Origin of the sequence: Aeromicrobium sp. IC_218 (genome assembly GCF_004336805.1) — a bacterium.
Taxonomy (GTDB): Bacteria; Actinomycetota; Actinomycetes; order Propionibacteriales; family Nocardioidaceae; genus Aeromicrobium.
Window position 1 is genome coordinate 176,388 of record NZ_SJXM01000006.1, and the last position, 26,109, is coordinate 202,496.

Here is a 26,109-nt window from a genome sequence, read left to right on the forward strand (position 1 = left end):
ATTCCGGCCCCCTGTCGGAGGCCGGTCTCGTTAGGGTAGCCTCACCTCTCGTGACCACGGCCCTGAGCGGAGACGCGCTCGTCCTCGCGTACCAGCGCTCCGTCGTCGTCCACGGCGTCTCGGTCCGGCTCGCGCCGGGCGAGGTCACCGCGCTCGTGGGCCCGAACGGCAGCGGCAAGTCCACCGTGCTGCGCTCGCTGGCCCGCCTGCACGAGACCGAGTCCGGCGACGTCCGGCTCGACCGCGACGGCGAGGCGCTCGACGCCCGGTCGATGAGCCCGCGCGAGTTCGCCCGCCAGGTGACGCTGCTGTCGCAGTCGCGCCCGCACCCGTCCGGCCTGTCGGTGCGCGAGGTCGTGGCCTTCGGCCGGCACCCGCACCGCAAGCGCTTCGCCGGACTCACCGACGCCGACCGCGCCGCGATCGACGACGCCCTCGACATCACCGGCGTCGCGCCGATGGCCGACAAGGGCGCCCACGAGCTGTCCGGCGGCGAGCTGCAGCGCGTCTGGCTGGCCACCTGCCTGGCCCAGGACACCGACGTCGTCCTGCTCGACGAGCCCACCAACCACCTCGACCTGCGCTACCAGGTCGAGACCCTCGACCTCGTGCGCGACCTCGCCGACCGCGGCACCGCCGTCGGCGTCGTCCTGCACGACCTCAACCAGGCTGCCTCGGTCGCCGACCACGTCGTGCTGCTGCACGCCGGACGCGTCGTCGCCGCCGGTGACCCGGTCGACGTGCTCACCGCCGCGCACGTCGAGTCCGTCTACGGCCTGCCCGTGGACGTCAGCACGTCCCCCGAGACGGGCCGCCTGCGCGTCGAGCCGCGCGGCCGGCACCACCTGCGACAGCGCTGAGCGCGGTCGTCCCACCCCGAAGGAACCGATGAACAACCGACTCGTGCGCGCCGCCGTCGCGGCCGTGACGCTCCCCGCCCTCCTCGCCGCGTGCGGCACGACCGACACCGAGGACGACGCCACGCCCGCCGCCTCCAGCTCGGAGTCGTGCGCCGACGACAGCACGAAGACGTCCACCGAGCCGGTCTCGCTGACCGACTCCTTCGGCCGCAAGGTCGAGCTGGACAAGCCCGCCGAGCGCGTCGCCGTGCTCGAGTGGCAGCAGACCGAGGACGTCCTGAGCCTGTGCGTGAACCCGGTCGCGGTCTCCGACGGCAAGGGCTTCACGCTGTGGGACGAGGCCGAGAAGCTCCCGGCCGAGTACACCGAGATCGGCACGCGCGGCGAGCCGAACCTCAACGCGCTCTACGGCGCCAACCCCGACCTGATCATCATCGAGGCGTACACCGCCGAGGACGAGATCATCAAGCAGCTGGAGAAGCAGGACGTCCCGGTGCTGGCCACCAAGGGCGCCGACGGTGCGGACCCGCTCAAGCAGATGAACGCCACCTTCGACCTCATCGCGCAGGCCACCGGCCGCGAGGAGCGGGCCGAGGTCGTCAAGGGCGACTTCGAGGACAAGCTCGCCGAGGGCAAGAAGGCGCTCGCCGACCTGGACGCCGCCGACAAGAAGTTCGTCTACTTCGACGGCTACGCGCAGGGTGGCAACGTCAGCCTGCGTCCGTTCGGCCAGGGCTCGCTCATGGGCGAGGTCGGCGAGGCGCTCGGCCTGGAGAACGCCTGGACCGGCGAGGTCGACCCGGCCTACGGCCTGGGCCAGACCGACGTCGAGGGCATGACCGCCGTCGGCGACGCGAACCTGTTCTACACCGGCACCGAGGACCCCGAGGCTGACGACATCAACGCGCTGCTGCAGAAGAACGACATCTGGACGTCGCTTCCGGCGGTCAAGGAGGACCGCGCCTACGCGTTCCCGACCGGCATCTGGACGTTCGGCGGCCCGCGCTCGGCCGAGGCCATCGTGGACGCCTACGTCGACCTGCTGACCGACTGATCCGATGGTCCAGGTGCACGACACGGCGGTCCGCCCGGCTTCTTCCGAGGAGCCGGGCGGGCTGCCGCGCGTCGGCCTCGGCGCCCGGCTCGGCACGGCGGGCGTGCTCGTCGCGCTGGTGGCCGCCCTCGTCGCCGCCGGGTCGTGGCACCTGACCCAGGGCACGTCCGGCATCGGCCTGCGCGACCTGGCCAGCCTGCTGCTCGGCGGTGACGGCCACGACGCCACCACCCGCGACGTCCTCATGGGCTCGCGGCTGCCCCGTCTGGCCGCCGGCGTCGCGGTCGGGTTCGCGCTCGGCGTGGCCGGCGCGATCTTCCAGTCGCTCTCGCGCAACGCGCTCGCCTCGCCCGACACGCTCGCGGTCACGGCCGGCGCGTACCTCGCGGTGACGACGGTCGCCGCGTTCGGGCTCACCCTGCCGCTGTGGTCGTCCGGCGCGGTCGCCTTCGCCGGCGGCCTGCTCGCCGCGGGCCTCGTGCTCGCGCTGGCCGGGGGAGCGGGGACGTCCACGACCCGCCTGGTGCTGGCCGGCTCGGCCGTGGCCATGGGCCTGCAGGCGGCGACGTCGACGCTGCTCATCCTGTTCGCGCAGGAGACGACGAGCCTGTTCGCCTGGGGCAACGGCTCGCTCACCCAGATCAGCCTGGACGGCTTCGAGCAGGCCGCCCCGGTCATCGTGCTCGCCGCCCTCGGCGGGCTGCTCATCTCGCGCCGCATGGACCTGCTCGGCCTGGGCGACGACACCGCCGCCGTGCTCGGCGTGCCGGTGCGCTCGACCCGCGCCGTCGGCACCGTCCTGGCCGTCGTGCTGACCGCCGCTGCGGTGACGCTGGCCGGGCCGATCGGCTTCGTCGGCCTGTTCTCGCCGGTGATCGTCCGCCTGCTCGCGCGTCCGGTGCCCGGTCTCAACCGGCACCTCGTGCTCATCCCGGCCGCCGGTCTCGTCGGTGCCGTCGCCGTGGTGCTCGCCGACGCGGGCATCCGCGCGCTCATCGGCGCCGAGTCGGCGCTGTCGGTGCCCACCGGCGTCACCACCACGGTGCTCGGCGCGGTCGTGATGATCCTGCTGGCCCGCGGCAGCCGCGACTCCGGCCCGACGCGCCAGCCGGCATCCGGCGGGGTGGGCCTGCGCAGCGCCCGCCGTTTCGCCGTCGTCACCGCCATCGCGACCGTCGCCGTCGTGGGCATCGTGCTGGTCGGGATGCTGGCCGGCGAGACCTGGTACCTGGTCGGCGACCTGAGCCTGTGGCTGTCCGGCTCGGCCCCGGCGCCGATCGACTTCGCCTTCTCCGAGCGGGCCCCGCGGGTCGCCGCGGCCGTGCTCGCCGGTGCGGCCCTGGCCCTGTCGGGCTCGCTGGTGCAGGCCACCTGCCGCAACCCGCTCGCCGAGCCCGGTCTGCTCGGCATCACCGGCGGCGCCGGCCTGGGCGCCGTCGTGGTCGTGACCCAGCTGGGCGCCAGCTCCACGACGCAGACGCTCGTCGCCGCCTGTGTCTCGGCGCTCGTCGCGTTCGCCTTCGTCTACCTGCTGGCCTGGCGCCGGGGCCTGGACGCCGACCGGCTCGTGCTCGTCGGCATCGGCACCTGGTACGGCACCACGGCGCTGACCACCTACCTGCTCGTGCGCGCCGACCCGTGGAACACCCCGCAGATCTTCACCTGGCTCTCGGGCACCACGTACGGACGCGCGTGGGAGCAGGTCGCGCCGGTGGCGGTCGTGCTCGTCCTGGCCGTGCCGCTCGCCGTGGCGGTGCGCCGCGAGCTCGACCTGCTCACCCTGGACGAGGACAGCCCGCGGGTCGTCGGCGTGCCGCTCGAGCGCGTCCGCCTGGTCGTGCTGGCTGCGGCGGCGCTGCTGGCCGCGACGAGCGTCGTCGCCGTCGGCGTCATCGGCTTCGTCGGCCTGGTCGCCCCGCACGCGGCCCGCGCCCTGGTGGGCGGACGCCATGCGCGCAGCCTGCCGGTCGCGATGCTGCTCGGCGCCACGCTGGTCGCGCTCGCGGACGTCATCGGCCGCACGGTGATCGCCCCGGCGCAGATGCCGGCCGGCCTCATGGTCGCGATGGTCGGCGCGCCGTACTTCGTCTACCTGCTCTGGCGCTCGAAGATCTGAGCACGCACGAAGGGCCCCGGCGAACCGCTCGCCGGGGCCCTTCGTCGTCCGTGCGGCTAGAGCCGCCAGCAGGACGACGGCGCCGGCTTGCCGGCCAGCCGTGCCTCGAGGAAGCCGTAGACCTCCGTGGCGTTGTTGAGGATGCCGCCGACGTGCAGCGGGCTCGTGTTGGTGCTGAGCCGGACGTTCGCCCCGCGCGCGCACCAGTCGACGGCCAGCTGGCGTCCGGTGCGGTAGGGGATGATGTCGTCGAGCAGGCTGTGGGTCAGCAGCACCGGCGCGCTCGGCTTGATCCGGCCGATGCGCTGGTCGTCGATCATCGTGCGGAACGGCTCGCGGGCGATGAGGTCGCCCAGGCTCGAGCCGTCCACGGTGAAGTCCTTGGACTGCTTGAACGAGGCGTTGAACAGGTCGAACACGCAGTCGTCGGACGCGTCGGCCAGGAACTGCTTGCCGCGCTCGTTGAGGTACGGCTGCAGGTCGATGTCGTAGCTGTCGGTCAGGCCGGTCACGGCGAACCACAGGAACTCGGCGTACAGCGAGCCGTCCAGGACGCCGGGCAGGACGCTCAGGTCGGCCGGCACGGCCCCGGCGACGGTGCCCTTGACCTTCAGCTCGGGCGCGTAGGAGCCGGCCAGCTCGGCGGCCGAGGCCGCGGCGCCGCCGCCCTGGGAGTAGCCGTAGATGCCGACGGGGCTGGACGAGCTGAGTCCGGCCCAGTCCTGGCTCTGCGCGGCGCGGACTGCGTCGAGCACGGCCTGGCCCTGCGAGACCCGGTCCATGTAGGTGTGCGCGCCCTCGGTGCCCAGGCCCTCGTAGTCGGTGACCGCCAGGGCATACCCGCGCTTGAGCAGCCCGGCCATGAACAGGCCCTCGTACTCGATGCCCTCGCTGAACTGCCGGGACGGCGCGCACGTGTCGCCGACGCCCTGCGTGCCGACCGCGTAGCCGATGACCGGACGCGTGCCCGGACCCTTCCAGGCCGCCTTCGGGACGATGACCGATCCCGAGACGGCGTGACGCTCGCCGGTGCGGCTGCGCGACGTGTAGAGCATCCGCTTGGAGGTGTAGGCGACGTCGCTGACGCCGGCCGGGTCGAGCAGGTAGCGGATCGGCTCGGTGCGCACGACGGTGCCGTCGCCCGCCGGCAGCGTGTCCGGTGCCTGGTAGAACGCGGGCAGATCGTCCGCCGCCTGGGCCGCGGTCGTGAGCGACGCGAGCATCGCGGCCGCGACGGCGACGATGCCCGTCCGCAGCAGTGGTCGTCTGGTCATGTCTTCCCCCGAAGAGTCGTTACCGACAGGTAATGGGAGGACTGTCCCAGGTGAGCGGGGTCACACGGCAGTGCCGGACCGCAGGATGGGACGCCCGTCGGACGATCGGGGGGAAAGGGGTTGACCGTCCGACGAGCGAGGCGCCGGTGGGCGCGGCCGGGCAGGCCGCACGCTTCGCGCCAGGACGTCCCATCGGCACCGCGGACGGATGCTGAAGCGGTTGCGCGAAACATCTTCGCGCGACGTGGGCCACCCCGTCAGAGCGTGGGGGCTCCCTGCGCCCGGCGCACCCGCACGAAGCCGTCGACCGAGTCCCACAGCCAGATCGCCACGGCGACGAGCGCGACGACCCCGTGCGTCGTGTCGGAGGAGAAGCCCGGCCAGTCCTGCTGGATCGCCAGCACCGCGTCGGGGTTCAGCAGCTGCTCGGTCAGGCCCAGGTGGACGAACGGCAGCGCGAAGAGCGCACCGAGGGCGACGTTGGCCACGGCGAGCCGGGTCGTCCAGCCGCCTGTGCGGTACTTGACCACCTCGAAGCCCGCCTCGACCACGAGCAGGACGAGGATCACCGGGAACCACGACCGCCACAGGTCCGGGTCGAGCACGGGCACGTCCACGCCGTCGAGCGACAGCGGCGGACGCACCTGCTGCCAGACCAGCAGGCCGGCGAGCAGCGCCTGGAAGGTGAGTGTGGCGACCAGGTCGCCGAGCGACCCGCGCCGCTGCGGCGCGTCCGGCAGGTCGTCGGGGCTCCAGTCGACGTCCAGGCTCTCGCGCACGCTGTCCGTGGCGCCACCACGCTCGACGAGCACGAACACCAGCGTCGTCCAGAAGACGATGTGCACGACCAGGCTGAGGGCGACCCAGACGGCGCCGCCGACGACCTCGCCGAACGGCTCGTCGAGCGCGACCTGCACGGCGGCGAACGCCAGCGTCGAGACGGGCACCGCGACGAGCAGGATCGCGCGGACGGTGCGCTCCCACGCCGGGTAGACCTCGGGCCCGATCAGCTGGAGACGGCGTCCGGTGTAGGCACCGGCGAGCGTGGTCGGCTCGCCGAGCTCGGCGACGGCCTCGCGCTCGGCCGCGTGCGGATCGAGGTCGGGGCGCTCCTCGAGCAACGACTCGACGCGGTCGGCGATGCTGGCGCGCAGCTCGTCGGCGACGTCGGCGCGCTGCTCCTCGGGCAGCTGCCGGGTCACGGCGTGGACGTAGCGCTCGGCCAGGGTCGTGGTGGTCGCGGACATGGTGCTCACCTCAGGCTCTCGACGGACGTGTGAAGGGTCTGCCACTCGGCGAGCAGCGCGTCCAGCAGGGCGCGTCCCTCGTCGCTGACCTCGTAGAACTTGCGCGGGCGCGACTCCTCGGTGTTCCACTCGCTGGTGAGGAGTCCCTGCTTCTCCAGCCGGCGCAGCAGCGGGTAGAGGGTGTTGCCCTCCACCGCGAAGCCGGCGGCGGCCAGCGTCTCGAGCAGCGCGTACCCGTAGGTCGGGCGCGTGAGGGTGGCCAGGGCGGCCATCACCACGGTGCCGCGGCGCAGCTCCTGCAGGTGTCCGGCGAGGACGTCGTCATCCATGACCGACACGATAGTGTGCGTCACACACCATTGTCCAGGGCACGGTGACGGCGGCCGCGTCCGGCCGGAGCGGGCGGCTTCCTAGGATGCGGGCATGGACTCGGTCGTGGTGGTCACCGGAGGCACGCGCGGGATCGGCGCCGACGTCGTGCGCAGGCTGCACGCCGCCGGGCACGCGGTGCTCGCCGTCCACGCCTCGCCCGACGCGGGCGAGCTCGAGGACCTGACCGGCGTCGTGCGCCTGCGGGCCGACGTGGCCGACGCCGCGGCGGCCGGGACGATCCTCGACGCGGCCACCGAGCTCGGCCGCGTGACCGGCCTGGTCAACAACGCCGGCGTCACCGGGCCGCTCGGCCCGGTCGAACAGCTCGCCGACGACGTGCTCGACCAGGTGCTCGCCGTGAACCTCGCCGGGCCGGTCCGGCTGTGCCGCGAGGCGGTGCGGCGGTGGACGGCCGACGAGGAGCCGGCCGGACGCGCGATCGTCAACGTCACCTCGATCGCCGCCGTCACCGGCTCGCCGGGGGAGTACGTCGCCTACGCCGCGTCCAAGGGCGGGCTCGAGTCGTTCACCGTCGGCCTGGGCCGCGAGGTGGCGACCCGCGGCATCCGCGTGAACGCCGTCTCGCCGGGCACGATCGAGACCGGCATCCACGCCCGCGCCGGGGAGCCCGGACGCGCGGCCCGGGTCGCCGAGCGCATCCCGATGCGCCGGCCCGGTCAGCCTGACGAGGTCGCGGCGGCGGTGCAGTGGCTGCTGTCGGACGAGGCGTCGTACGTCACCGGCACCGTGCTGCGGGTCGGTGGCGGGCTCTAGCCGCGTGCCGGACGTCGGTCAGTACGCGGCGCGGGCGGCCAGGCCGATCGCGTAGTCGGCCCAGAACGTCCCGGCGGACGGCTCGGCGCGGCTGCACTCGCCGTCGGACTGGCCGGGCACCTTGATCCACAGCAGCGCGTCGACGACGTCGTCCGGGACGGGCGTCAGCGGCAGCGGGCCGAGTGCGCGCTCGGGCGGGTTGCACCAGTGCTCGAAGCCCTCGGCCGGGCCGAGGCCGTTGCGGCTCGTGTCGATGACCGCCTTCTTGCCGCCGGTGCGGGCGGACAGGTCGCGGGCGTAGGCGATGTTGTCGGTGGTCCAGCCGAAGTTGCTGACGTTGAGCGCGACGCCGCGGGCGCTGGCCACGTTCGCCTTCTTCAGCCGGTCGGCCATGACGAAGGCGGGCTGCCAGCCTGCGTTGCCGGCGTCGAGGTACGTGGCGATCGCCGGGTAGCGGCCGAACGCGGTCACCGCGTACGACAGCAGCTGGTAGCGGCGGGCCTGGTCGGTGGCCGACAGGCAGTCGATGCTGGCCAGCGCGTCCGGCTCCAGCACGACAGCCGCCTTGCGCGATCCGATGCCCGCCGCGACCTCGTCGATCCACGCCTTGTAGGCCGCGGCCGAGTGGGCGCCGCCGGCGGAGTAGAGCCCGCAGTCGCGCTGCGGGATGTTGTAGGCCACCAGCACCGGCACCGCACCCGTGGCGGTCACCTGCGTGACGCGCTGGGCGACGGTCTGGCGGGGCGTGGGCGTCCAGTCGCCGATCCAGTCGGCGCTGCCGCCGCGGGCCACCTTCTCCAGCATGGCCCGGCGCCACGGGTCGGGCTCGGCCGCGGCCGCCCGCGCGGCGTCGGAGTACGGGTCGACCCACGGCACCGTCCCGGCGAACGGGTCGGGGGACGACGGGTCGGCGAACGCCACGGGCGCCAGCCTAGGTCCGGTGGCGGCGAGGGTCGCGACGACGAGCGCGACGCCGGCGAGGGCGGTCGGCACCGTGGAGAGCAGGGCGCGACGCAGGCGACGCGGGGCGGGCGAGGGGGACATGTCGTGCGTCCTTCGGATCGTGCGTGGACCGGCCCGGTGCCGGTCCGCCCGGCCGTCGTCACGGCCGCCAAAGAAGTTTCGCTCCTGGTGCCGAGATCGCCAAACTTTGCCGGACGCACCGCTCCCCGGGACCGTGGGGGAAGACGGGCCCGGGGAGCAGCGAGCGAGGGGCGGGGCTCAGGCCTGCGCGCCGAACACCTCGACGATCTTGGCCGTGAACGCCTCGAGGTCGTCGGGGTTGCGCGACGTGACGAGCGTCCAGTCCTCGGCGGTGCACACCTGCACCTGCTCGTCGACCCAGGTGCCGCCGGCGTTCTGGATGTCGACGCGCAGCGACGGGTAGGACGTGAGCGTCTTGCCGCCCAGGACGTCGGTCTGCACGAGCGCCCAAGGGCCGTGGCAGATGGCGGCGACGGGCTTGCCGGCGTCGACGAAGCCCTTGACGAAGGCCATGGCGTCCTCGTCGAGGCGCAGGGTGTCGGCGTTGATGGTGCCGCCGGGCAGGATCAGCGCGTCGTAGTCGGAGGGGCTGACGTCCTTGACCGCCTCGTCGGCGGTGAACGTGTCGGTGGGGTCGGTGTCGCCGGTGACCGTCTTCACCTCGCCGGCCTCGGTGGCCAGGAGGTCGAGGTCCCAGCCCTGGTCGAGGACGGTCTGGCGGGGGTCGGCGAGCTCGGAGTGCTCGACGCCGGCGTTCGAGGTCAGGATCGCGATCTTCATGCCTCGGTCCTACCCAGCCGGGCTCGGCTCAAGCACTCAGCCGAGCACGGAGTCCATCTGCTCCAGCGCCTGGCGCGTGCCCTCGACGGCCCCCATCCCGACGATCTGCTCCAGGGCCTCGCGGGTGTCGTAGCGCGTGACCCAGCGCAGCTCGGTGCCGCCGTCGTGCTCGCTGAGCCGGACGTCCGAGCGTCCGGCCGGCATGTCCTCGACCGGCTCGAAGGCGTCGTCGGCGAACCCGTCGGTGAAGGCCAGGTGGTTCGGCACCTCGACCTCGTCGACGCGCCACCAGCCGGGCAGCTTCTCGCCCTCGGGGCTGGTCATGAAGTAGCGGACGCGGCCGCCGGGCGTGAGGTCGTGGTCGCGGACGGTGGCCGGGTAGCCGGGCGGGCCCCACCACCTCTCCAGCCGCCGCGGGTCGGACCACAGCTGCCAGACGCGCTCGACCGGCGCGTCGAGGTGGACCACTGCGGTGAGGGTGTGCTGCTCGAGGTCGGGCTCGACGCTGACGACGGCCATGGCGGTCTCCGTTCGTGGACGGTGGAGGTCAGCGTCCTCCCGCCGGGCCGCCCGGCGCAAGACCTCAGCGGAACGCGGGGGAGCGGGGCGGCGGCGCCTCGGAGGTGTCGAGCAGCTCCAGCACCCGCGGGGCGATCAGGGTCGAGAGCACCATGACGCTCGTCGAGCGCACGACCGCCCCGGTGCGGGCCAGGCGCAGCAGGACGTCCTGCAGCTCGTCGTTGGACCGGGCGGCGAGCTTGCACAGCACGTCCGCGGTGCCCGTGGTGGCGTGCGCCTCGAGCACCTGCGGGATGTCGGCCAGGTCGGACGTCACCTGGTCGAGCACGCCCTGGGCGATCTCGAGCGTCACGAACGCCTGCACGCCGAAGCCGGCCGCGGCCGGGTCGACGGTGGGCGACCAGTCGCGCAGCACCCCGTCGTCGGCCAGCCGGCGCAGCCGCGACTGCACGGTGGCGCGCGCGACCCCCGTCGTCCGGGACAGCTCGAGGTCGCCGGCGCGCGGGTGCTCGGCCAGGGCGTGCAGCAGCGCGAGGTCGAGCGCGTCGAGGTGGTGGCTCATGGGCGTCAGGCTAGGCAGGTTGCCAGGTCATCCGGCCGCAACTGCGGCGGATCTGGCCCGTCTGACCAGGTCGCGCTGGGCAGGTTGCCACTCGACCCGGCGCGGTCCTTCGATCGGGTCACCCGACCCCGAGAGGACCGTGCCATGACCCTGCAGGACACCCTGACCGACGCCGAGCGGCTCGCCGAGCTCGACCTGGCGACGCTCCAGCAGCTCGTCGGCCTCGTCGAGCACGACGACGCCGCCGACCCGTTCCCGGTGACCGGCTGGGACGCGGTCGTCTGGACGGTGGGCAACGCCACCCAGAGCGCCCACTTCTTCCAGTCCGCGTTCGGGATGGACCTGGTCGCCTACTCCGGACCCGAGACCGGCAACCGCGACCACGTCGCGTTCGTGCTCACGAGCGGCGCCGTGCGCTTCGTCGTCAAGGGCGGGGTGGACCCGAGCAGCGACCTGATCGCCCACCATGCCCGCCACGGCGACGGCGTCAGCGACATCGCGCTCGAGGTGCCGGACGTCGACCGGTGCGTGGCGCACGCCCGCTCGGTCGGTGCGACCGTGCTGGACGAGCCGCACGACATCACCGACGAGCACGGCACGGTGCGCGTCGCGGCCATCGCCACCTACGGCGACACCCGGCACACGCTGGTCGACCGCAGCCGCTACACGGGCCCGTACCTGCCCGGCTACGTCGCGCGGACGTCCACCTACCGCAAGCGCGACGGGGCGCCCCGCCGCATCTTCCAGGCGCTCGACCACGTCGTGGGCAACGTCGAGCTCGGCCGCATGGAGGAGTGGGTCGACTTCTACCGCCGGGTCATGGGCTTCACGAACATGGCCGAGTTCATCGGCGACGACATCGCCACCGACTACTCCGCGCTCATGAGCAAGGTCGTGGCCAACGGGAACCACCGCGTGAAGTTCCCGCTCAACGAGCCGGCCATCGCCAAGAAGCGCTCGCAGATCGACGAGTTCCTGGAGTTCTACGACGGCCCCGGCGCGCAGCACCTGGCCCTGGCCACGAACGACATCCTGGCCGCCGTGGACGCGCTGCGCGCCGAGGGCGTGGTCTTCCTGACGACGCCGGACTCGTACTACGAGGACCCCGAGCTCCGCGCCCGCATCGGCGAGGTGCGCGTGCCGATCGAGGAGCTGCAGAAGCGCGGCATCCTGGTCGACCGCGACGAGGACGGCTACCTGCTGCAGATCTTCACCAAGCCGCTCGGCGACCGGCCCACCGTGTTCTTCGAGCTGATCGAGCGGCACGGCTCGCTCGGCTTCGGCAAGGGCAACTTCAAGGCGCTGTTCGAGGCGATCGAGCGCGAGCAGGATCGCCGCGGCAACCTCTGACGTCCCTTCGACAGGCTCAGGGACCGGCCCTTCGACAGGCTCAGGGAACGGCCCTTCGACGGGCTCAGGGAACGGCCTACCGGCTCAGGGAGCGGTGCTCGGGACGACCTTCGCCAGGGTCTCGGGGTCGCGGGCGACGACGGTGGTGCCGTCGTCGGCGGTGATGATCGGCCGCTGGATGAGCTTGGGGTTCGCCACCAGGTGGTCGACCCACTCGTCGCGGTGCTCGGCGTCGCGGGGGAGCGCCTTGAGCGCCAGCTCCTTCGCGACGGCCTCGTTCATCCGCGTGACGTCCCACGGCTCGAGCCCCAGGCGTCCGAGCACGTCGCGCAGCTCGGCGGCGGTCGGCGGCTCGTCCAGGTAGCGACGCTCGGTGTACTCGACGCCGGCCTCGTCGAGGGCGGCCTTGGCGGTGCGGCACTTGGCGCACGCGGGGTTCATCCAGATCTCCACGTCCCAGGTGTAGCAGAGCGGCGGCACAGCGACCGCACAGCGACGCGGGCGAGGGTCGAGCCATGAGCACCGAGGAGACCGAGGCCCACGACCTGGGGCTGTCGCACGACGTCCCGACCATCCTGAACCGACGGCGCGCGCTGGGGCTGCTGTCCGGCGCCGGGCTGGCCGCCGCGCTGGCGGCGTGCTCGCCGAGCGGGTCGAGCAGCTCCGCCACGTCGGACGCACCGGCGGGCCCAGGTGGCGAGGGCGGTCCGGGCCAGCCGCCGGGTGGCGGTGGACCGGAGTCGTCCGTCGAGGTCGGCGACGGCGAGATCCCCGAGGAGACGAACGGCCCGTACCCGGCCGACGGCACCAACGGCGTCAACGTGCTGACCGCGACCGGCATCGTGCGCAGCGACATCCGGTCGAGCTTCGGCGAGTCCAGCGGCACCGCCGAGGGCGTCCCGTTCACCTTCACCATGCAGGTGCTGGACGTCAGCGGCAGCGACGACGCGGGCAGCGCGCTCGCCGGTGCCGCCGTGTACGCGTGGCACTGCGACCGCGACGGCCACTACTCGATGTACGACGACGCGGTGAAGGACCAGAACTACCTGCGCGGCGTGCAGGAGACCGACGCCCAGGGGCGCGTGACGTTCACGTCGGTCTTCCCGGCCTGCTACGCCGGACGATGGCCGCACGTGCACTTCGAGATCTACCCGAGCCTGTCGGACGCCACGAGCGCGTCGAACCGGATGCGCACCTCGCAGATGGCGCTGCCGCAGGACGTCTGCGAGACGGTTTACGCGACGTCCGGCTACGAGACGAGCGTCCGGAACCTGGCGCAGGTCAGCCTGGACAGCGACAACGTGTTCGGCGACGGGCACGCGCTCCAGCTGGCGACGGTGACCGGGTCGGTGGCGTCCGGGTACGCCGCGACGCTGCGGGTGCCGGTCTGACCGCGGGTGCGCACCGGCCACGGACCCGCCCGGTACAGTCGGGGCGTTCTTGGACGGCCGGGTCCCGGCGTCCGCTCCTCGTGTGAAAGGCCCACGATGCGCCGAGCCGCGCCCGTCGCCCTGCTCCTCGCGCTCAGCTTCGTGCTGAGCGCCTGCACCGACCTGGACATCGACGCGCGCGTCGGTCGTGACCAGACGGTGAGCGGCACGATCGAGGCGGCGATCGACCGCGACGAGGTCAGCCAGCTGCTGGCCCCGTACGGCGTCGAGCTCGACGAGGAGGACCCCCTCTCGCAGGTCATCCAGAAGGAGACGCTGGAGTCGCTGGAGGACCGCGACGACGTCGACGTGACGATCGACGAGTTCAACCGCGGCGACGTGTTCGGCTTCGTGGCCACCTTCGACGACCTGTCGATGAAGGAGTTCACCCAGCTGCTCGTCGGCGACGACCCGCGCTACGTCTTCGAGCGCGACGGCGACGAGTACAAGCTGGTCGTCGAGGGCAGCGAGGAGGAGGTCCAGTACGCGCAGCAGTCGGGCGTCGACCTGACGTTCTCGCTCACGTTCCCCGGCGACATCGTCGACACCGACGGCGACGTCGACAACCGCACGGTCAGCTGGGACTCGTACGAGGACGTCGCTGACGGCATCTTCGTGACCTCGGAGGTGCCGCTGGGCGCGTCCGACGTCGAGCGCGTCTGGACCGGCGCCGGCCTGGCGATCGTGCTGGTCATCGCCGCCGGGTGCGCGTTCGCCTGGCGTCGTCCGCGCGGCTGACTGCCCGGTCGCGCGTCCGCTCGGTCGTCCGCTCAGGCGGACGCGAGCGACAGCTTGACCGCGAACCCGATGAACGCGGCGCCGACGATCGACGTGCCGCCGGCCGCGAGCGCCTTGCGGTCGCGGAAGACCTGCGCGAGCCGGACGCCGCCGAAGATCAGCGCCGACAGGTAGACGAAGCTCGCGGCCTGCACGATGAGGCCGAGCTCGAGGAACGCCAGCGCCGGGTAGGCGTAGCTCGGGTCGACGAACTGCACGAAGAAGGCGATGAAGAACAGGATCGCCTTCGGGTTGAGCAGGCTGACCACGAGCGCCTTGCGGAACGGACGCTCCTGCGGCGCCTCCATGGGCGCCTCGTCGATGACGTCCTGGCGGGTCTGCTCGGGCGTGCGCCGCAGCAGGCCGGGCACCGACCGCAGCATCCCGAGCGCCAGCCACGCCAGGTAGGCCGCGCCGGCGTACTTGACGATGGAGAACAGCAGCGGGCTGCTGGTGAGCGCACCGGCCGCCCCGACCGCCGACAGCGTCATGAGCACCGCGTCGCCGACGAACACGCCGCACGCCGCGGCGTAGCCGGCGCGCACGCCGCGTCGCGCCGCGACCGAGATGACGTAGATCGAGTTCGGTCCGGGCAGCAGGACGATGAGGATCGCGCCGACCACGAAGGTCGACAGGTCGGTGATGCCAGGCACGAGGGAGAGTCTGACACCGGACTTCGCCGTCGCGCCAGGGCCCGTCCGGGTGAGGTCGGTTCGCTCCTTGAGTGGGTGGGCCCCGCTCCTTGAGCTTGTCGAAAGGGGGCTTCGACAAGCTCAGCCAGCGGTCCGCTCCTTGAGCCGGCGGGCCCCGCTCCTTGAGCCTGTCGAAAGGAGCCTTCGACAAGCTCAGGCAGCGGTCGGTCAGGCGGGTTCGACGACTCGGGGTCGGTGCTTGACGTGGCGGGCGTGGCGCATGGGTCGCTGCTGTGGGTCGATGCGTGGTGGTGGGATGACTTCGACGACGCCGTCCATCGCCAAGCGCGCTGACCAGTCGGAGTCGTGGAGCAGGTGGTGGTGGAAGAAGCAGAACAGGGCGCCGTTGTCGACCGATGTTTCTCCACCCTCTGACCAGGGGACGAGGTGGTGGGCTTCGCACCAGCCCGGCGGTCGGTCACAGCCCTTCCACGAGCAGCCGCCGTCTCGCTGCGCAAGGGCGATGCGCTGGGACCTGTCGTGGAGACGCTTCTGCTGACCGACGTCCATGGGCTGGCTCTTGCCGTCCAGGACGACGGGGATGATTCCGGCGTTGCAGGCCAGACGCCGCGCTTGGCTGGCGCTGAGTCCGGTGTCGGTGGAGAGCATCGCGCGTCCGAGGTCACGGATCAGGTCGTCGTGCTTCAGCGACACGGTCACGGTGGCGGCGACGCCGCCGGCCTGGGGGAAGCAGTCGTTCGGGAGGTGCTCGACCAGCTCGCAGAGCGCGAGTCCCATGCGGCGGGCGTGGTCGAGGCGTCCGATCTCTTGGTCGGAGTGGTCGCCGTCGGCGTCGCGGAACACCGCACCGTCCCGTCGCGGCGAGCCAAGCCCTTCGAGGACGGTCTTGAGCATGTCGGCCTGCACGTCCGGCAGCACGCCCCGGATCGAGGACCGGCCCTTGCCCATGCGGATGATCGACAGGTGGGTCTCGTCCCAGGCCTGCTTCTCCTGGCGCTCCAGCTGGGCACCGATGATCTCGTCGGCGGAGTCGGGGTCGACGACCTCCACGATCCGGTTCGCGAGGCGCCGCAGGTCGTCCGCCCCGAACTCGCGGGCGTGCTCCAGCAGCGTGGCCTCGGCGTCATCGTGCTGCTCGTCCACGAACCACTCCGGCAGAGCGTCGAGGGCCTTCAGGATGATGTGGGCCTGCTCGGTGGTGAGCTGACCGGCGTCCCATCGTTCGCGCGTGATGCGTCCACGTGTCGGATCGAGACGAGTCAGGGAGACGAGCTTTGACGCTTCCCGCTTGGATACGTTCGTGGTGGCGGCCAGCCAGACAGTCGGAGAGGTGCAGCCGTCCTCACGGGGAAGGCCACGATCCGCGGCCGCAGCGGTGAGCTTCACGGTCAGCGCCTGGAGCGCAGCGGCTGCCTGAGCCGCGGCCTGCAGCTCGGCACGGATCTCCCGGTCGGTCAGCGTCCACGGCTCGAGCGCGCTGGACTCCTCCAGCAGTGCTGCTACCTGGTCGCTGATCATCCGAAACCCCCGTGTCGAACGTTTGTTCTAGTCTACCTCCTTGGGCCGACAGGCACAACGCGATATCCACTGGAATCCCAGACTTTTTCGGGCTTTCGACGTGCTCCTTTCGACAAGCTCAAGGAGCGGGGTCGGGCGAGCCGACAGACTGACCAGCGCACTTACCCAACTGCCTCGTCATCAGCCCCTCGGGCGACCACGCACCGAGGCTCCTTTCGACAAGCTCAAGGAGCGGGGTCGAGCGAGCCGCACGCCTCACGGCGCCGGGGCGTCCTTGCTGCGGCTCACGGACTCGATGCGCAGGTTCAAGTCCGACAGCTCGTCGAGGACGTCCGTCGCCGCCCACACCTGGTCGCGGGGCCGTCGCGACGTCGGGGCGACGACGCCCACCTCGTGCAGGCGGCGCAGGGCCTGCTGGGCGGTGGCGAGGGTGACGTCCAGGCGCTCGGCGACGACGGCGGCGGTGACGATCGGCTCGCGGGGGAGCAGCTCCAGCAGCCGAGCGAGCGCCGTGCCGCCGCGCACCGGTCCGACCACGGACGCCCACCCTTGGCGGATCTCGTGCAGGTTCGTCGCCGTGCGGCGCGACTCGTGGCTGGCGACCAGCGTGGACGAGGTGAGCAGCCCGATCAGCGTGTACGCGCGGCCGTCGCGGTAGTCGCCGAGCGCGTCGAAGTAGCGCTGCCGGTTGGCCACGAGCCCGGACGCGATGGGCACCGTGAGGTGTTGCGTGGCCTTGCGCCGGCGCAGCACCGCGTGGACGAGCGTGCGTCCGACCCGGCCGTTGCCGTCGTGGAACGGATGGATCGACTCGAACTGCGCGTGCACGACCGCGGCCTGCACGAGCACCGGCACGTCGTCGCGGTTCGCGTAGGCCACGAGGTCGGCCAGGTAGTCGTCCACGGTCTCGGGCGGCGGCGGGACGAACAGGGCACCGCGCGGGGAGTAGTCGCTGCCGCCGATCCAGCTCTGCCGGCGGCGCAGCTGGCCGCCCTTCGGTGCGTCCTCGGCGCTGCGGCTGAACAGCGATCGGTGCGCCTGCAGCAGCGCGTCCACGCGGATGCGGCCGGTCGACTCGGCGTCCTCGATGATGCCGACGAGCGCCTCGGTGGCCGAGACCATCGAGCGGGCGGACGCGTTGGCGCGGACGCCGAACAGGGCCCGCGCGTAGTCGGACAGGCTCGACTCGATGTTCTCGATCTTGGACGAGGCGACCGACTCGGTGCGCAGCAGCAGCGAGTCCAGCGCGCCGAGCCGGCTGCCGTGGCTGTTGTCGAGCCGGCCGAGGTTGTTGAGCGCGTTGTCCATCATGAGCCGCAGCGGCCGCTCGAGCGGGTAGTCGAGCTCGGCGACCATCGGCGGCAGGCTCACCTCGACCTCGCGCAGGTCCCGGTCGGCGCGCGGGCCCTTGGGCACGGTCTGGCGCCAGGGACGTCGCTCGCGCCGGTGCGGCGGCCAGTCGGTCTCGGGCACCCCCGGAGTCTGGCAGAGCTTTGTTACGGGCTCGGGTCGCTCCTTTCGACAAGCTCAAGGAGCGGGTGCCGACAAGCTCAAGGACCGGTCCCTGAGCTTGTCGAAGGGACCCTCACAGAAGGAGGGAAACCAGCACGTAGGTGAGCACCGCGAGGGTGGGGGCGACGAGCCAGGCGAGCCGCCGCACCCGGGCGCGGGTCGCCACCGTGCCGCGGCCCAGCGCGAGGGCGCGGGCGACCCGGCGGACGTCCAGGTCGTCCAGCTCGAGCCCGGCGCCGGAGCCGACCGGTCCGAGCCAGACGTCCGCGCCCGGTACCGCCGTGCTGCCGACGAATCCCACCACGCGTCCGGAAGACCGCAGCCGCTCCACGACCTCCGCGCGCCGCGCGTCGTCGGCTTCGGCGTGCCAGTGCTCGACGCCGGACTGCTCGGCCACGTGCGCAGTGTCGACGGCGGGCCCCGCCGAGACCAGCTCGACCCGCACCCCGCCGGACGTCAGCGACCCGACCACCTCGGCGGCGTGCTCACGGACGACGTCGGCCACCACGAGCCGGCCGAGCGGACGTCCGTCGACCTCGACGCCGACGGTCGTGCCGATGCCGTCGAGCGCGACCAGGCCGATCCAGTCCGGCCGGCCGAGCCGCACCGGGTGCCGGTCGACGGCGCCGCTGAGCCCCAGGCCGGGCGTGGCCACGACGTCGGTCACCCGGCCGCGGGCGGCGAGCCTCGCGACGGCCTGCTCGACGGGGGAGTCGGACGTGTGGGCGAGCGCCGCGGCGAACCAACGCAGGTTGCGGTCGTGCTCGGGGTCGATCGGCTCGACCTGCACGACACGCAGCGTGCCGGTGGTGACGGTGCCGGCCGCGTCGAGCACGAGCGCGTCCACGCGAGCGGCGGCCTCCAGCGCGTCGGACGACCCGACGCCGATGCCCTCCGCACGTCCGCGGCGACGGGCGAGCGCGAGGGCCAGCGGTGCGGCGGTGAGCAGCATCGCCACCCCGGTCACGGCCAGCACGACCAGGGCGACGACGAGGGCCGTCACGTTCACCGCGGCCCCTCGACGGGCGCGTGGAAGCGGTCGACGTCGCTCTGGTCGCCGGCCTTCCACAGCGGGACGGTGGCCTTGAGCAGCATCGTCACCTGCACGACGAACTCGGGGTCGTGCAGGTCCTCGCCGAACAGCTCGTTGATGCGCTTCCAGCGGTAGCGGATGGTCTGCGGGTGGACGCCGAGCCGGGCGGCGATGGCCGGGGCGCTGTCGCGCGACTCGAGCCAGGCGAGCAGCGTCTCGGACAGGATCTCGCGCGAGTTCGGGGTCTCGGCCAGCAGCGGACGCAGCAGCGCGAGGCTCAGCCGCTGGCGCAGACGGGGCTCGGCGTGCAGCCACAGCTGGGTGGCGTGGTCGGCGCAGCGGACGACGTCGGTGGCGGGCAGCACGCCGGCGTCGACGAGGGTCAGGGCACGAGTGGCGAAGCGCAGCGAGTCGGGCACCTCTTCGGCCGGGACGGCCCACCCGGCGGCGACGCGGCGTCCGGCCAGGCGGGCGAGCACGTCGTCGAGGAGCTCGGCGCGGCAGACGACGACGGCGGGCTCGGGACGCGGACGTACGAGGACGTCGTCGCCGAGGTCGGGCACCGGATCGGCTCCGGCGACGGCCAGCAGCACGAGCGGCTCGTCGACCCGCCAGCGTGCGGCGGCACCGGCCCGCCGCAGCTGCTCGGCCGGGGCGCCGTCGAGCAGCGCGTCGAGCAGGCGGGCCCGGGTGCGGGCCGGGTCGGACGCGAACGAGCGCCGGGCGCCGTGGTAGCCGTTCGCGGTCTGCTCGAGCATGCGCTCGACGTGGTTCTCGACCGCGGCGCCGAAGCGCACGAGGTCGTCCTGGGTGCCGTGGTCGCGCACGTGCTGCCAGACGGCGTGGACGCCGACGCGGAACGCGGCCTGGACGCTGTCGAGGTCGTGACCGTGCACGGCCTGCAGGTGCCCGACGCGGCGGAACAGCTCGTCGACGTGGCGCCCGGTGGCCGGCTCGGGGTGGGGCTCGAGCAGCAGGGCGACGGCCCACACGACGGCCGTGTCGAGGGCGCGGCGCAGGCGTCCGTCGGGCAGGGAGGCGTAGGCGGTGACGTCGCTGCGGATCAGCTCGGCGACGCGCTTGGCCAGGGCGGCGGCCTCCGGGTCGAGGCGCGGCTGGGCGACGGCGCGTCCGTCGGCGTCGGTCATGCCGGCGCGCACGTGCGTCCCTCGATCTCGGCCATGGCGGTCCCCGTTCCCCCGTGGTGGTGTGCTCGGGCCCATTCCTACCCCCTCCCGGGCTCGCGCGGGCCAGAACGCGACGAAGGGCGACCGGCCCCGAGACCGGCCGCCCTTCGGCGGGTCACTCGACGATGCGCGCGTTCGACACCTGCAGGTCGACGGTGTTGCCGTCGCCGGGGATGATCGAGTTGATCAGCAGGGTGTTCAGGCCGCAGTGCTCGAACTTGCCGATGCTGAACTCGCCGGTCAGGTGACCGCCGGTCCCGATGGCGAAGTACTCGCCCTCGGGGGAGGCCGCGTTGATGGTGATCGGCTCCTTGGTGCGGCACCACGGGCCGGCGAACAGCGGCAGGCCGACGGCCTTCACGTTCGACAGCTTGAGGTAGTAGCTGGCGCTCGTGGCGATGGTGCGCTGGCGGCCGACCCGGGTGATGGTGCCGGTCAGCGGCTCGGCCACCTCGAAGCTCACGTCCGCGCTCACCGGGATGAACCCGGCCAGCTTGAACTGGGTGCGGGTGCCGGGCAGCGGCAGCGTGCCGGTGACGGGTCCGCCCTCGCTCTCGGCCTGGATCGTGAGGGTCGCCGGGCCGAGCGCGACCTGCGAGCCGGTCGACGCGATGGTGGACGTGCCGGCCGCGTCGTACTCGACGGTCAGGGTCTCGGCGTGGGCCGGGGCGGCCGCGAACGCGACGGTGCCGAGGGCGGCGGCGAGGCTGACGCCGAGACGGCGACGACGGGTGAGGGTGCTGGGCATGGGTGTTCCTCTCGGTTCTTCAGGGTGGGTGGGGAAGTGCGTGGGCGCGTCCGGTCCCGAGAGGACGAGCGCGGGTGCGGGGGCTACTGGACGGTGACGTTGCCGCCGGTGGTGGAGAAGGCGTAGGTGGTCGGTTGCATGGGCCAGCCGCCAGTGAAGTCGAGAAGGTCGCCGTCCATCACCTCGCCGAAGCAGCCCACGACGTTGCTGATCGTCAGGGCGAAGTTGCCCTCGTCGATGTTCAGCGTCTGTGTATTGCTGTCGAACGTGTAATCGACCGTTCCGGTGACGTCGTATTCGCAGCGGTCGTCGACGACGCTATGAAACTCAGCGTCGATGTTGGTGATGGTTCCGGTAAAGACGCCATCGACGGGGGACGAATCGGCTTTCACGTTCCAAGTGCCTACTTGGGTGATGGTGAACTGGGTGTTGAAGATCGTCGGTTGGAGGCACCCGGTCCAGGTGCTGTCCGTGATGGTGGCGATGACGCTGGCTGTCGGCGGGCTGAAGGTTGCCCCGCGGAGAACATCGCCTCGCAGGATGCTGGAGGTGCACGTGAGCGGCAGACCATAGTTGGTGGACATCTCCACTCCGCCCGTGGTCGCCGTGAACGGCACGTTGCCCACAGTCGTGCTGCCGCCAACGGCGACGGTGTACGTGGTCGCCGACGCGGCCGGGGCCAGGGTGAGCAGGGTGCCCGCGGCGAGGGCGGCGGCCTTGGCGAAACGCATCACGATGTCGTCCTTCGGTCGTTAGGTTGGAGGATGGTGCCGGGCCCAGATATCGGCTGGGCCCGGCACCGCAGACGGGTCGCGACGCTCCCCGTCGTCGGTCACCGACCTACTGGAAGGTGACGTTGCCGCCGGTCGTGCTGACGGCGTAGTCGGCGTCGAAGTCGGCCAGGTCGCCGTCCTGCACCTCGTCGAAGCAGCCCACGACGTTGGTGATCTGCAGCGGGTTGTTCGAGAAGTTGATGCTGAGCGTCTGCGTGTTCGTGTTGAACGAGCCGGCGACGGATCCGGAGACGTCGAACTCGCAGCGGTCGTTGATGACGCTGCGCACCTGGGCGTTGACGTTGGTGATCGTGCCGGACACGACGCCGTTCACCGGGGCGCTCGTGGCCTTGAGGTTCCAGGTGCCGACCTGGGTGACGTTGAGCTGGGTGTTGAACAGCGTGGGCGCGATGCAGCCGGTCCAGGTGGTGCCGGTGATGGTGGCGACCGTGGTGGCGGCGGGTGGAGTGAAGGTGGTGCCACGGAGGATGTTGCCCGCCGCGGTGCCGCTGGAGCAGGTCATCGGCACGCCGTAGTTCGTGTCGAAGCTGATGGCGCTCGTCGTGGCCGTGTAGGCGTTCGTGCCGCTGGTCGTGCTGCCACCGACGGCGACGGTGTAGGTAGCCGCCATCGCAGCCGGTGCGAGGGCGAGGATGCCGGTCGCGGCGAGCGCGGCGGCCTTGGTGATGCGCTTCATGGTGGTGCTCCTCTTCTTTCCCGTTGACCGGTCCGGCGGGCGCCGGACCGGAGTCTCAGTCGTCCTTCACCGGCAGGGGCATGGGACTGGTGACGAAGCAGCCCTCGGTGTAGCGCCATGGGAGACAGTCCGTCGTCAGCTGCCCGGCGCGCACGGAGATCGGGTTGTCCTTCGCCGACACCAGTCCCGTGAGCAGGGCGTCGAGGTCGTCGTCCGGTGTCGAGCACCCGGTGAATGCCGGGATGTCGACCATGCCCTCCAGGAGGCCGCCCCCCGGGCCGTTGAAGAAGCGGGCCGTGTTGGGGTCCCAATCGAGTGCGCCTTCGCCCGGCCGGAGGTCGGGGTCGCGGCTGTATAGGTCCCGCGAGCTGAGCCGCAGCGGCGTGGCCGCGATGGTCCGGCACGACGAGGCGACCGCGAGGTCGAGCCCGTCGACCCGCACCGACTCGACGGCCACGGAGACCGAACCGGCGAAAGAGGCGGGCGGCGTGTGCTGCTCGGTCTGCGTCGGGCCGGCGTGGGGTCCGCGTCCCGGGCAGAAGGTCTTGTTGGGCACGTCGAGCTCCCAGGCCTCCGGCAATCCGTCGGCGTCGCGCGTCTGCTCGAGGCGAAGCCGCACCTCGACCGGCACCGCGCCGAACGCGAGGGCGCGCACGGTGAACGACGGCGAGTAGCCGTACGGCTCCGGCGCTCCCGCGGGAGACGCCACGTAGGTGTACGCGTGCCAGGCCTGAACTTCCTGGTAGGGCGGGAAACTCCGGCAGGAGGGGTCCTTCTGCGTCTGCTGGCTGGGCACGTACGCGACGAGATCGAGCCGGGGCAGGCGAATCCACTGGCGGGTGCGGGCCGCCTGGGCGATTCCCTGGGAGACGATGCCTCCCTCTGTCGCGCGAGCCGGTGGCTCCGGAAGGCCCGGGTGCTCGGGATCCTCGGCGCCGCTCGCCGCCAGCAAAGGCGTGACCAGGACAGCGATCATCCCGGTGGCGAGAAACGTTCGAAGGCGGCGCGACATGCCGGGAGTGTGACCCGAGTCACGACGTCACCGCCATGCCCGGTTCGGTAGGGCGACTTCTTTTCGGATTTTCATCCCAAACGGCTGCGACCGACTGCTGTGACCCACCTCACGGTCCCCGTGGGTGATGCAGTCCTCCCAGGCCCGTTCCTGGGCACTGAACGGCGCGGGCGCCGCGCGAACTCTTGGAGGACGTACATGCGAACAATCGCGAGAACCACGGCGGCAGGGCTGGCTGTCGTCCTGTCGGCAGCGACGCTCGGCACGCTCCCGGCGCACGCCGGCCCGACGCTGCCGGTCGCCGACGCCGGGACGATCGAGGTCTGGGGCGCCGCCCCCGGTGCCCAGACCAACACCGCGGACCCTTACCGGGCGCACCACGGGAACGCCTCGTACACCGCGGTGGCGTCCGGCGGCACCGGTGACTCGGTGCGTCTGGCGGTCACGGCCGCGGGTTCGCTGCAGGTGCTGGCCGGCGGTGGCACGCCGCTGGTCACCAACATCCCGGCCGCCCTCTCGTCGTCCGCGCAGGTCGAGGGCGTGGACCTCGGCACGACGACGGCGATGGCCTGGGACGCCAATGGGACCGTCTACTCGTGGGCTACCACTTCCAACCGAGCGATCAACGTCACCGGCGTCAGCGGTGTCGAGCAGGCGGACGTGAGCACAACCTGGGGCCTGCTCCGCAAGCAGGACGGCACCGTCCAGGCCGTCGGCAACCAGGGCAACGGCGCCACCCTGGTGCCGGATGTGCTCACCTCGACGTCCGCGGGTGGTTTCGTGCCAGTGACGAAGATCGGTGCGGCCGCTGCGTTCGGCGTCGCGCTCCGCAGTGACGGCAGCGTCGTCACCTGGGGCAACTCCGCCGACCCCGACCGCATCGCCGTGCCGGCCGGCCTCGGGCCGGTCGCCGACATCGCCGTCGGCTCGAACGGCAACATCGTCGCCGTGCTCGCCGACGGGACGCTGGCCCAGTGGGGCACGAACTTCCCCGCGAACCAGCCGACCGGTGACGAGTTCGAGTCGGTGGCTGCGACGAACAACTCCTTCGGCGCCGTGCGCGAGGACGGGTCGGTCGTGGTGTGGGGCGATCCCAACGGTGCCAATGTGAACGTGCGGCGCGAGGTCGTCGTCCCGGCCGAGCTGTCCGGACGGTCGGTGGCGCAGCTTACCGGCGGGAGCATCACCCTCAGCGCGATCGTGACCGGCGCGCCGACCGGCCAGGACGTGGCCCGGCAGTCGCCCGCGAGCGTCGAGGGCGTGGCCCAGGCAGGACGCACCCTGACGGCGACACCCGCCACCTTCAGCGGCTCTCCGTCGGTCACCCACCAGTGGCTCGCCGACGACGCCGTCATCGCCGGCGCGGACGGCACGACGCTCGCGCTGACGGCCGACCAGGTGGGCAAGCGGATCACCTACCGCTCCGTGGCCACGGCGGGCTCGGTCTCGCTCACGGTGGCGGCCGACCCGACCGCGACGGTCGAGCCGGACGACTCGCTGGCCGTCCTGACGAAGGGCACGATCGCCGGGACGCTCAAGTCCGGTGAGACGCTCACCGCCACGCCGGCGACGTTCAGCAACGCCGCAGCGGTGCTGAGCTACCAGTGGTTCGTCAACGGCAACCCGGTGGAGGGTGCCACTGGGCTCACCTTCACGCTGCGTCCCCAGGACGCGGGAGGCAGCGGCGTCCAGTTCCGCACCACCGCGATCCTGGGCGACACCGAGGTGTCGGACCTCTCTCCTGAGCGCGGGCCGATCGAGGCGCTGGCCCCGCTCAAGGTGGACGTCAAGGGCAAGATCACCGGCACCCCAAGGGTCGGACAGGTTCTCACCGGCACGCCGGCGAAGTTCAACGACGGGTCCGCGACCGTCACGCGCCAGTGGCTCGTCGGCGGGCAGCCGGTCGCGGGTGCCACGGGGGCGACGTTCACCCCGACCGCGGCGCACGTCGGCAAGCCCGTCGTTCTGCGCACCACCGCGACGCGAGGAATCGCCACGCTCACCGACCTGTCGGCGGCGACGGCGAACGTCGCTCCGGCCACGGTGCCGAAGGCCAGCACGTCCGTGGCCGTCTCGGGCGCGACCACCGCCGCGTACGGCTCGACCGTCCGCTGGACGGTGACGGTCCGCGGCGGCAGCCCCGCCGGCGGCACCGTGACGGTGGCCGGGTCGGGCGTGAACGTCCGGGCCGCGGTCAGCCGCGGTCGTGCGGTCGTCACCCTGCCGCGGACGCTGGCCCCGGCCAGCCGCACGCTGCGGGTCACCTACAGCGGCGACGGCACGCACCTCGCGTCGTCCCGCAACCTCGGCCTGCGGGTGGTGAAGGCCAACGTCTCGGCGGCGGCCAAGGTCACCAAGAAGCCCACCAGCCGCAAGGCCGGCAAGGTCCGCGTCACTGTGCGCGGCGCGGGCCCGGTGCGAGCCGGCGGACGCGTGACCGTGACCATCCAGAAGGGCAGCAAGCGGTACACCGTGCGCGGCAACGTCCGCTCCAACGGCACCGTCGACCTGACCCTGCGGAAGCTGGCGAAGGGCACCTGGACGGTCAAGGCCGTCTACGCCGGTGACGCCCGCTACAACGCCCGGGCCACGGGCGCCGTGCGGGTGAAGGTCAGCAAGTAGCACCACCCGCGGAGGGGGCCGGGCCTGCGGGCCCGGCCCCCTCTGCTGTGCGTGGGGCCCTCGTCAGGCTCGGGGAGCGGGCTCGGCTCGGGGAGCGGGCTCGGCTCAGGGAGCGGGGTGCGCTCCTTGAGCTTGTCGACAGGAGCCCCTCGACAGGCTCGGGGAGCGGGCCCCTCGACAGGCTCGGGGAGCGGGGTCGGGCGAGTCGACGGGCTCGCCGGGGTCCGGTGGCTGAGCTTGTCGAAGCCCCTCGAC

General features: G+C 72.3%; 25 protein-coding genes. 8 read left to right on the forward strand and 17 right to left on the reverse strand.

Annotation, left to right across the window (positions count from 1 at the left end):
* The first annotated feature begins 50 nt into the window (after positions 1-50).
* Genes E0W78_RS09475 through E0W78_RS09485 form a run of 3 tightly spaced genes read left to right on the forward strand, consistent with a single transcriptional unit; the run spans position 51 to position 4,030 of the window.
* Positions 51-860, forward strand: coding sequence for an ABC transporter ATP-binding protein (locus E0W78_RS09475; RefSeq protein ID WP_131403650.1), 810 nt, complete (start codon positions 51-53; stop codon positions 858-860).
* Between the two features lie 28 nt (positions 861-888).
* Positions 889-1,914 carry an iron-siderophore ABC transporter substrate-binding protein gene (locus E0W78_RS09480; protein WP_131403651.1) on the forward strand — a complete coding sequence of 342 codons (1,026 nt, stop codon included), beginning with the start codon at positions 889-891 and terminating at the stop codon, positions 1,912-1,914.
* Positions 1,915-1,918: 4 nt separating this feature from the next.
* Positions 1,919-4,030 carry an iron ABC transporter permease gene (locus tag E0W78_RS09485; RefSeq protein WP_131403653.1) on the forward strand — a complete coding sequence of 704 codons (2,112 nt, stop codon included), beginning with the start codon at positions 1,919-1,921 and terminating at the stop codon, positions 4,028-4,030.
* Positions 4,031-4,086: 56 nt separating this feature from the next.
* Here the strand turns inward: E0W78_RS09485 and E0W78_RS09490 are convergent, their stop codons facing one another.
* From E0W78_RS09490 to E0W78_RS09500, 3 genes are all read right to left on the reverse strand, one after another.
* A complete protein-coding gene (locus tag E0W78_RS09490; protein WP_131403654.1) occupies positions 4,087-5,304 on the reverse strand; it encodes a lipase family protein in 1,218 nt (405 codons plus the stop codon).
* Positions 5,305-5,561: 257 nt separating this feature from the next.
* Positions 5,562-6,551, reverse strand: a complete 990-nt coding sequence (locus E0W78_RS09495) for a permease prefix domain 1-containing protein (protein WP_131403656.1) — start codon at positions 6,549-6,551, stop codon at positions 5,562-5,564.
* A 5-nt stretch (positions 6,552-6,556) separates the two neighbouring features.
* Positions 6,557-6,880 carry a PadR family transcriptional regulator gene (locus tag E0W78_RS09500; protein WP_131403657.1) on the reverse strand — a complete coding sequence of 108 codons (324 nt, stop codon included), beginning with the start codon at positions 6,878-6,880 and terminating at the stop codon, positions 6,557-6,559.
* A 94-nt stretch (positions 6,881-6,974) separates the two neighbouring features.
* Here E0W78_RS09500 and E0W78_RS09505 point away from each other — a divergent pair, with 94 nt between their 5' ends.
* Complete coding sequence (locus tag E0W78_RS09505; protein WP_131403659.1) at positions 6,975-7,697, forward strand: SDR family oxidoreductase; 723 nt, start codon at positions 6,975-6,977, stop codon at positions 7,695-7,697.
* Between the two features lie 18 nt (positions 7,698-7,715).
* On the opposite strand, the gene E0W78_RS09510 is transcribed toward E0W78_RS09505, so the two are convergent.
* The 4 genes from E0W78_RS09510 to E0W78_RS09525 form a co-directional block, all read right to left on the reverse strand.
* Positions 7,716-8,741 (reverse strand): glycoside hydrolase family 6 protein, encoded by a 1,026-nt coding sequence (locus tag E0W78_RS09510; RefSeq protein WP_131403660.1) that lies wholly within the window; start codon positions 8,739-8,741, stop codon positions 7,716-7,718.
* Positions 8,742-8,918: 177 nt separating this feature from the next.
* Positions 8,919-9,461 carry a type 1 glutamine amidotransferase domain-containing protein gene (locus E0W78_RS09515; protein WP_131403662.1) on the reverse strand — a complete coding sequence of 181 codons (543 nt, stop codon included), beginning with the start codon at positions 9,459-9,461 and terminating at the stop codon, positions 8,919-8,921.
* A 36-nt stretch (positions 9,462-9,497) separates the two neighbouring features.
* A complete protein-coding gene (locus tag E0W78_RS09520; RefSeq protein ID WP_131403664.1) occupies positions 9,498-9,980 on the reverse strand; it encodes an SRPBCC domain-containing protein in 483 nt (160 codons plus the stop codon).
* A 64-nt stretch (positions 9,981-10,044) separates the two neighbouring features.
* Complete coding sequence (locus tag E0W78_RS09525; protein ID WP_131403666.1) at positions 10,045-10,542, reverse strand: Lrp/AsnC family transcriptional regulator; 498 nt, start codon at positions 10,540-10,542, stop codon at positions 10,045-10,047.
* 144 nt (positions 10,543-10,686) lie between these two features.
* On the opposite strand from E0W78_RS09525, the gene hppD reads away from it, so the two are divergent.
* Positions 10,687-11,892: a 4-hydroxyphenylpyruvate dioxygenase gene (gene hppD, locus E0W78_RS09530; RefSeq protein ID WP_131403668.1), complete on the forward strand. Its 1,206-nt coding sequence runs from the start codon at positions 10,687-10,689 to the stop codon at positions 11,890-11,892.
* An 84-nt stretch (positions 11,893-11,976) separates the two neighbouring features.
* Here hppD and E0W78_RS09535 read toward each other — a convergent pair whose 3' ends face one another.
* Positions 11,977-12,345, reverse strand: coding sequence for an ArsC/Spx/MgsR family protein (locus E0W78_RS09535; protein WP_131403670.1), 369 nt, complete (start codon positions 12,343-12,345; stop codon positions 11,977-11,979).
* Between the two features lie 62 nt (positions 12,346-12,407).
* Between E0W78_RS09535 and E0W78_RS09540 the strand changes: the two genes are divergently transcribed.
* Both E0W78_RS09540 and E0W78_RS09545 read left to right on the forward strand, forming a co-directional pair.
* Entirely contained in the window at positions 12,408-13,283 is an 876-nt protein-coding gene (locus tag E0W78_RS09540) for an intradiol ring-cleavage dioxygenase (protein ID WP_131403671.1), read from the forward strand.
* A gap of 96 nt (positions 13,284-13,379) precedes the next feature.
* On the forward strand, positions 13,380-14,060 hold the full coding sequence (locus E0W78_RS09545) for a hypothetical protein (protein ID WP_131403673.1): 681 nt from the start codon (positions 13,380-13,382) through the stop codon (positions 14,058-14,060).
* Positions 14,061-14,092: 32 nt separating this feature from the next.
* On the opposite strand, the gene leuE is transcribed toward E0W78_RS09545, so the two are convergent.
* The 9 genes from leuE to E0W78_RS09590 all read right to left on the reverse strand — a co-directional run bounded on the left by leuE (position 14,093) and on the right by E0W78_RS09590 (position 23,232).
* Positions 14,093-14,752, reverse strand: coding sequence for a leucine efflux protein LeuE (gene leuE, locus E0W78_RS09550; RefSeq protein WP_131403674.1), 660 nt, complete (start codon positions 14,750-14,752; stop codon positions 14,093-14,095).
* Between the two features lie 207 nt (positions 14,753-14,959).
* A complete protein-coding gene (locus E0W78_RS09555) occupies positions 14,960-16,270 on the reverse strand; it encodes an HNH endonuclease signature motif containing protein (RefSeq protein WP_131403676.1) in 1,311 nt (436 codons plus the stop codon).
* Positions 16,271-16,525: 255 nt separating this feature from the next.
* Positions 16,526-17,743: a Fic family protein gene (locus E0W78_RS09560; protein WP_131403678.1), complete on the reverse strand. Its 1,218-nt coding sequence runs from the start codon at positions 17,741-17,743 to the stop codon at positions 16,526-16,528.
* 112 nt (positions 17,744-17,855) lie between these two features.
* Positions 17,856-18,791 carry an HAD family hydrolase gene (locus tag E0W78_RS09565; RefSeq protein ID WP_131403680.1) on the reverse strand — a complete coding sequence of 312 codons (936 nt, stop codon included), beginning with the start codon at positions 18,789-18,791 and terminating at the stop codon, positions 17,856-17,858.
* Positions 18,788-19,975: a helix-turn-helix domain-containing protein gene (locus E0W78_RS09570; RefSeq protein ID WP_165570454.1), complete on the reverse strand. Its 1,188-nt coding sequence runs from the start codon at positions 19,973-19,975 to the stop codon at positions 18,788-18,790. The genes E0W78_RS09565 and E0W78_RS09570 overlap by 4 nt, the downstream gene beginning before the upstream one ends.
* Before the next feature lie 142 nt (positions 19,976-20,117).
* Positions 20,118-20,750 (reverse strand): hypothetical protein, encoded by a 633-nt coding sequence (locus tag E0W78_RS09575; protein ID WP_131403684.1) that lies wholly within the window; start codon positions 20,748-20,750, stop codon positions 20,118-20,120.
* A gap of 83 nt (positions 20,751-20,833) precedes the next feature.
* A complete protein-coding gene (locus tag E0W78_RS09580; protein WP_131403686.1) occupies positions 20,834-21,484 on the reverse strand; it encodes a hypothetical protein in 651 nt (216 codons plus the stop codon).
* A 106-nt stretch (positions 21,485-21,590) separates the two neighbouring features.
* The gene (locus E0W78_RS09585; RefSeq protein WP_131403688.1) at positions 21,591-22,220 is read right to left on the reverse strand and encodes a hypothetical protein; all 630 of its coding nucleotides are present in this window, start codon (positions 22,218-22,220) and stop codon (positions 21,591-21,593) included.
* 55 nt (positions 22,221-22,275) lie between these two features.
* Positions 22,276-23,232 (reverse strand): hypothetical protein, encoded by a 957-nt coding sequence (locus tag E0W78_RS09590; protein WP_131403690.1) that lies wholly within the window; start codon positions 23,230-23,232, stop codon positions 22,276-22,278.
* A 198-nt stretch (positions 23,233-23,430) separates the two neighbouring features.
* Between E0W78_RS09590 and E0W78_RS09595 the strand changes: the two genes are divergently transcribed.
* Positions 23,431-25,854 (forward strand): Ig-like domain repeat protein, encoded by a 2,424-nt coding sequence (locus E0W78_RS09595; protein WP_131403692.1) that lies wholly within the window; start codon positions 23,431-23,433, stop codon positions 25,852-25,854.
* The last annotated feature ends 255 nt before the right edge of the window (positions 25,855-26,109 follow it).

What these genes read in the sequence shown, in the direction of transcription:
- E0W78_RS09520 (WP_131403664.1), bottom strand. Translation starts at nt 9,980, where the DNA reads ATGGCCGTCGTCAGCGTCGAGCCCGACCTCGAGCAGCACACCCTCACC.
- E0W78_RS09525 (WP_131403666.1), bottom strand. Translation starts at nt 10,542, where the DNA reads ATGAGCCACCACCTCGACGCGCTCGACCTCGCGCTGCTGCACGCCCTG.
- E0W78_RS09500 (WP_131403657.1), bottom strand. Translation starts at nt 6,880, where the DNA reads ATGGATGACGACGTCCTCGCCGGACACCTGCAGGAGCTGCGCCGCGGC.
- hppD (WP_131403668.1), top strand. Translation starts at nt 10,687, where the DNA reads ATGACCCTGCAGGACACCCTGACCGACGCCGAGCGGCTCGCCGAGCTC.
- E0W78_RS09480 (WP_131403651.1), top strand. Translation starts at nt 889, where the DNA reads ATGAACAACCGACTCGTGCGCGCCGCCGTCGCGGCCGTGACGCTCCCC.
- E0W78_RS09590 (WP_131403690.1), bottom strand. Translation starts at nt 23,232, where the DNA reads ATGTCGCGCCGCCTTCGAACGTTTCTCGCCACCGGGATGATCGCTGTC.
- E0W78_RS09585 (WP_131403688.1), bottom strand. Translation starts at nt 22,220, where the DNA reads ATGAAGCGCATCACCAAGGCCGCCGCGCTCGCCGCGACCGGCATCCTC.
- E0W78_RS09505 (WP_131403659.1), top strand. Translation starts at nt 6,975, where the DNA reads ATGGACTCGGTCGTGGTGGTCACCGGAGGCACGCGCGGGATCGGCGCC.
- E0W78_RS09575 (WP_131403684.1), bottom strand. Translation starts at nt 20,750, where the DNA reads ATGCCCAGCACCCTCACCCGTCGTCGCCGTCTCGGCGTCAGCCTCGCC.
- E0W78_RS09595 (WP_131403692.1), top strand. Translation starts at nt 23,431, where the DNA reads ATGCGAACAATCGCGAGAACCACGGCGGCAGGGCTGGCTGTCGTCCTG.
- E0W78_RS09495 (WP_131403656.1), bottom strand. Translation starts at nt 6,551, where the DNA reads ATGTCCGCGACCACCACGACCCTGGCCGAGCGCTACGTCCACGCCGTG.
- E0W78_RS09540 (WP_131403671.1), top strand. Translation starts at nt 12,408, where the DNA reads ATGAGCACCGAGGAGACCGAGGCCCACGACCTGGGGCTGTCGCACGAC.
- E0W78_RS09510 (WP_131403660.1), bottom strand. Translation starts at nt 8,741, where the DNA reads ATGTCCCCCTCGCCCGCCCCGCGTCGCCTGCGTCGCGCCCTGCTCTCC.
- E0W78_RS09515 (WP_131403662.1), bottom strand. Translation starts at nt 9,461, where the DNA reads ATGAAGATCGCGATCCTGACCTCGAACGCCGGCGTCGAGCACTCCGAG.
- E0W78_RS09485 (WP_131403653.1), top strand. Translation starts at nt 1,919, where the DNA reads ATGGTCCAGGTGCACGACACGGCGGTCCGCCCGGCTTCTTCCGAGGAG.
- E0W78_RS09490 (WP_131403654.1), bottom strand. Translation starts at nt 5,304, where the DNA reads ATGACCAGACGACCACTGCTGCGGACGGGCATCGTCGCCGTCGCGGCC.
- E0W78_RS09555 (WP_131403676.1), bottom strand. Translation starts at nt 16,270, where the DNA reads ATGATCAGCGACCAGGTAGCAGCACTGCTGGAGGAGTCCAGCGCGCTC.
- E0W78_RS09545 (WP_131403673.1), top strand. Translation starts at nt 13,380, where the DNA reads ATGCGCCGAGCCGCGCCCGTCGCCCTGCTCCTCGCGCTCAGCTTCGTG.